This is a genomic window from Microbacterium sp., assembly GCF_047606385.1.
In the GTDB taxonomy this organism is placed as follows: Bacteria; Actinomycetota; Actinomycetes; order Actinomycetales; family Microbacteriaceae; genus Microbacterium.
Genome location: NZ_JASGEL010000074.1, coordinates 1 through 4,274 on the forward strand (window position 1 = coordinate 1; position 4,274 = coordinate 4,274).

The window sequence follows — 4,274 nt, forward strand, 5'->3', positions numbered from 1 at the left end:
CCAGCGGCGACGACTCGCTGCTCGGCGGCACCCAGCTGATCGCCCCAGTCACCGCACCCGTCACCATCGCCGGCAACGCCATCTCGATCATCGGCGACAGCACCACCAGCGGCGCGACGACCACCGTGGTCGTGCCCACGACGCCGGCGCTCCCGACCGAGCCCGTCACGCCCAGCGACCCCGGTGACGGGTCCAGCGGCGGCGACGCGGGCACCACGACGATCGCCGCCGCGACCACGGCGGCCGTCGCCGCGGTCGCGGCGACGGTGCTCGCCCTCACCGGCGGTGCGAACGGGCTCGCGATCGGGCTGCTGGCCGCGCTGCTGCTGGCGGCCGGGGCGCTCGCGCTTCGCGTCGGCGGCCGTCGGGACGGAGCCGTCCTGCGAGTGTGACACCACACCGCATCCGGTGCCGGAAGACGGATGGCGCGGAGCCTTGTCGGCTCCGCGCCATCCGCGAAAGCGCGCCCGGGTAGGGCACGGGTCTTACTTGGCGGCGACCACCTGCAGGGTGATCACAGCGGTCAGGTCGTCGCGCAGGCGGACGGTGGCCTCGTGCTCGCCGACGGCCTTGATGGGAGAGGTGATCTGGATCTTGCGCTTGTCCAGCTCGCCCAGGCCCGCGGCCTTGACCGCGTCGGCCACGTCGCCGGTCTTGACCGCGCCGAACAGGCGCCCCTCGGCGCCGGCCTTCACGGACAGCTTGACCTTGTTCGACTCGAGCGAGTCCTTCAGCGCCACGGCCTCTTCATGGTCGTGGATCGCCCGGGCCTCGCGCGCGGCGCGGATCGACGCGACCTGCTTCTCGCCGCCACGGGTCCAGGCCACTGCGAAGCCCTGGGGGATGAGGTAGTTGCGGGCGTACCCGTTCTTGACCTCGACAACGTCGCCGGCGCTACCGAGCCCGGTGACCTCGTTCGTGAGAATCAGCTTTGCCATGTGGGTGCTCCTTACCGGCCCGCACCCGCGTACGGCAGGAGCGCCATCTCGCGTGCGTTCTTGATCGCGGTGGCGATCAGACGCTGCTCCTGCACCGAGACGCCGGTGATGCGACGGGCACGGATCTTCCCGCGCTCCGAGATGAACTTGCGCAGCGTGGCGACGTCCTTGTAGTCAATGACGCCCACGCGGATCGCCTTCGCGGGAGCGGCGTTCTTCGCGCCCTTCCGCGGCTTGCGGCGGTCGCCGCTCGACTTTCCAGCCATGTTGGTTCCTTAAGAGTTGTGAGACGGACGCCGCGGGCACGCGGCGTCCGGAATCGTTGAGATCAGAACGGCGTGTCGTCGCCGTAGGCGCCCGGGGCACCCCACGCATCGGCCGTGTTGGCGGACCCGGGGGTCGCCCACGGCTCGTCGGCGGGAGCGACCTGGCCGCGCGGGGCGCCGCCACCGCCGCCGGCGGCGCGGGTGACCTGCGCCGTGGCGTACCGCAGGCTCGGGCCGATCTCGTCGACCTCCAGCTCGATCGCGGTGCGGTTGTTGCCCTCGCGGTCCTGGTAGGAGCGCTGCTTGAGACGCCCGGTCGCGATGACCCGGCTGCCCTTGGTCAGCGAACCCGCCACGTGCTCGGCGAACTCACGCCACACGGACGCGCGGAGGAACAGCGCTTCGCCGTCCTTCCACTCGTTCGTCTGACGGTCGAAGTTGCGCGGCGTCGATGCGATCGTGAAGTTCGCGACGGGGAGCCCGTTCTGCGTGTAGCGCAGTTCGGGGTCTGCCGTGAGGTTTCCCACGACGGTGATGATCGTCTCGCCGGCCATGGCCCTTACGCCTTCGCAGCCTTCGCCGGAGCAGCAGCCTTGCGGGCTGCCTTCTCCTCGGCGCGCTTGGCCTCGGCCGCCACCTGAGCGATGGCCTCCTCGGCACGCAGGACCTTGGTGCGCATGACGATCTCGGCCAGCTTCAGCTGACGGTCGAGCTCCTGCGTGGCCTCGCTGGTCGCAGTGAAGTTCACGACGGCGTAGATGCCCTCGTTCTTCTTCTGGATCTCGTACGCGAGCCGGCGCTTGCCCCACACGTCGACATTGTCGATCGAGCCACCATCAGCGGTGATGACCTTCAGGAACCTGTCGAGGTTCGGGGCCACCTGGCGCTCGTCGATCGCGGGATCGATGATGACCATGAGCTCGTACTGGTGCGTGTGCGTCACTAACCCACCTCCTTCGGACTAGAACGGCTGTCGGGCGTTTCCCGGCAGCAGGAGGGTGTAATGCACGTCGTCTCGGTCTCATGCGCACTCGGCGCTGCCGGACAACCGCCTCAGTCTACCCGATGCCGCGGTCCGCTCGCATCCGCCGCCATGACGGATGTCATGGGGAGGACGTGACGGGCGTGTGGGGAGCGGGCGGCAACGGGCAGGCACCATGAAAGATATGGACACCGCATCCCGCACCGCCGCCGCCTCCTCACCGCCGTCCACCGCCGTCGACGCCGTCCGCGCCGTCGGGCTGCGCAAGGCGTTCGGGAAGGTCCACGCCGTCGACGGCGTCGGCCTCACCGTGCGCCAGGGCGAGATCGTCGCCTTCCTCGGCCCGAACGGTGCCGGGAAGACCACCACGATCGACATGCTGCTCGGTCTGAGCCACCCCGACGGCGGAGAGGTGCAGGTCTTCGGCGAGTCGCCGCGCGCGGCGATCGCGCACGGGCTCGTCTCCGCGGTGCTGCAGACCGGCGGCCTGCTGGGGGACATCACCGTGCGCGAGACGCTGCAGCTGACGGCGAGCCTGTTCGTCGACACCCGGCCGGTCGACGAGGTCATGCGGCGCGCCGGCATCGTCGAGATCGCCGACCGTCGCGTCCGCGTCTGCTCCGGCGGCCAGCAGCAGCGGCTGCGGTTCGCGATGGCGCTGCTGAGCGATCCGGGGCTGCTCATCCTCGACGAGCCGACCACCGGGATGGACGTCGAGGGCCGGCGCTCGTTCTGGAGCTCCATCCGAGCGGATGCCGCGCGGGGGCGCACGGTGCTGTTCGCGACCCACTACCTCGACGAGGCCGACGAGTACGCCGACCGCATCGTGCTCATGAGCCGCGGACGCATCGTCGCCGACGGGAGCACGACCGAGATCAAGAACCTCGTGGCCGGACGCATCGTGCGGGCGACGCTGCCGGGTGCCGACCAGGTCGCGCTCGCCGCGCTGCCGTCGGTCGACGGGGTGGAGATCGCGGGCGACCGCGTATCCCTTCACACCCGCGACTCGGATGCCGTGGCCCGTCACCTGCTCACCGCGACCTCCGCCCGCGACCTCGAGATCGAGGCGCAGAGCCTCGAGAGCGTCTTCCTCGCCCTCACCGCAGACCCCACCGAAGGACACCGGTCATGACCATCGCCACCGATCGCGTACGACTCGATCGCCGTGTGCCGCCGCTGGGCGGCTTCACCCTCACCTATCTCGGCATCGAGCTCAAGCGCAAGCTGCGCAACCGGCGCACGCTGCTGTTCACGGTCGCCTTCCCGGTGGTGATGTACATCCTCATCGGCCTGCCGCAGCGCGACGTCCCCCTCACCGACACGCCGCTGTCCGCGGGCGGCCCGTCGGTGGCGGCCTACATCATGGTGTCGATGGCGATGTACGGCGCCATGATGTCCGCGACCCAGACCGGCGCGTCCGTGGCCGTGGAACGCGCTCAGGGCTGGAGTCGGCAGCTGCGGCTGACGCCGCTGAACCCCCTCGTCAACGTCATCACGAAGATGATCGCGGGGATGCTGCTGGGCCTGCTCGCCGTGGCCGCCACCTATCTCGCCGGCGCCGTGACCGGTGTGCAGCTGGACGCGGTGCAGTGGATCGCCACCGGTCTCGCCGGATGGCTGCTCGCCGGGGCCGTCTTCACGACGCTCGGACTGATGGTCGGCTACATCGTGCCGGGCGAGAACGCCGCGCAGATCACGAGCCTCGTGATCGTGTTCCTCGCCTTTCTGGGAGGCCTGTTCTATCCGCTGAGCAGCATGCCCGACTTCATGCAGACCATCGCGCATTTCACCCCCGTCTACGGGATCAGCCAGATCGCTCGCGCACCGCTGACCGGAGACCCGTTCGACATCTGGGCGCTCGTGAACGCCATCGTGTGGCTGGGGCTGTTCCTGGCCGGCACGGCGTACTTCTTCCGCCGCGACACCAAGCGGGTCTGACGATGCGCCGCCGACCCCACGCGGCGGCCGGCGGGATCGGCGGCGTCCTATGGTGATGCACATGGACCAGGATGCGGCGCAGCACCGGCCCGCCCACGCCGGGCCGGACTGGCCCGTGGGTCGCGCGGCGGCCGCGGTCCCGCCGGAGGC

General features: G+C 70.2%; 6 protein-coding genes and 1 pseudogene. 3 read left to right on the forward strand and 4 right to left on the reverse strand.

The window, feature by feature from the left end:
- Window positions 1–392, forward strand: a pseudogene (locus QM626_RS07070) (hypothetical protein); the annotation flags it as partial.
- A 93-nt stretch (window positions 393–485) separates the two neighbouring features.
- On the opposite strand, the gene rplI reads toward QM626_RS07070, so the two are convergent.
- The 4 genes from rplI to rpsF form a co-directional block, all read right to left on the reverse strand.
- On the reverse strand, window positions 486–938 hold the full coding sequence (gene rplI, locus QM626_RS07075; RefSeq protein WP_415075418.1) for a 50S ribosomal protein L9: 453 nt from the start codon (window positions 936–938) through the stop codon (window positions 486–488).
- 11 nt (window positions 939–949) lie between these two features.
- Window positions 950–1,204 carry a 30S ribosomal protein S18 gene (rpsR, locus tag QM626_RS07080; protein WP_415075420.1) on the reverse strand — a complete coding sequence of 85 codons (255 nt, stop codon included), beginning with the start codon at window positions 1,202–1,204 and terminating at the stop codon, window positions 950–952.
- Between the two features lie 62 nt (window positions 1,205–1,266).
- Window positions 1,267–1,758 carry a single-stranded DNA-binding protein gene (locus QM626_RS07085; RefSeq protein WP_415075422.1) on the reverse strand — a complete coding sequence of 164 codons (492 nt, stop codon included), beginning with the start codon at window positions 1,756–1,758 and terminating at the stop codon, window positions 1,267–1,269.
- Window positions 1,759–1,763: 5 nt separating this feature from the next.
- Window positions 1,764–2,120, reverse strand: coding sequence for a 30S ribosomal protein S6 (gene rpsF / locus QM626_RS07090; RefSeq protein ID WP_415075428.1), 357 nt, complete (start codon window positions 2,118–2,120; stop codon window positions 1,764–1,766).
- Between the two features lie 250 nt (window positions 2,121–2,370).
- Between rpsF and QM626_RS07095 the strand changes: the two genes are divergently transcribed.
- Both QM626_RS07095 and QM626_RS07100 read left to right on the forward strand, forming a co-directional pair.
- On the forward strand, window positions 2,371–3,318 hold the full coding sequence (locus QM626_RS07095; protein WP_415075424.1) for an ABC transporter ATP-binding protein: 948 nt from the start codon (window positions 2,371–2,373) through the stop codon (window positions 3,316–3,318).
- A complete protein-coding gene (locus QM626_RS07100; RefSeq protein ID WP_415075426.1) occupies window positions 3,315–4,124 on the forward strand; it encodes an ABC transporter permease in 810 nt (269 codons plus the stop codon). The genes QM626_RS07095 and QM626_RS07100 overlap by 4 nt, the downstream gene beginning before the upstream one ends.
- Window positions 4,125–4,274 lie beyond the last annotated feature (150 nt).

What these genes read in the sequence shown, in the direction of transcription:
- QM626_RS07085 (WP_415075422.1), bottom strand. Translation starts at nt 1,758, where the DNA reads ATGGCCGGCGAGACGATCATCACCGTCGTGGGAAACCTCACGGCAGAC.
- QM626_RS07095 (WP_415075424.1), top strand. Translation starts at nt 2,371, where the DNA reads ATGGACACCGCATCCCGCACCGCCGCCGCCTCCTCACCGCCGTCCACC.
- rpsF (WP_415075428.1), bottom strand. Translation starts at nt 2,120, where the DNA reads ATGGTCATCATCGATCCCGCGATCGACGAGCGCCAGGTGGCCCCGAAC.
- rplI (WP_415075418.1), bottom strand. Translation starts at nt 938, where the DNA reads ATGGCAAAGCTGATTCTCACGAACGAGGTCACCGGGCTCGGTAGCGCC.
- rpsR (WP_415075420.1), bottom strand. Translation starts at nt 1,204, where the DNA reads ATGGCTGGAAAGTCGAGCGGCGACCGCCGCAAGCCGCGGAAGGGCGCG.
- QM626_RS07100 (WP_415075426.1), top strand. Translation starts at nt 3,315, where the DNA reads ATGACCATCGCCACCGATCGCGTACGACTCGATCGCCGTGTGCCGCCG.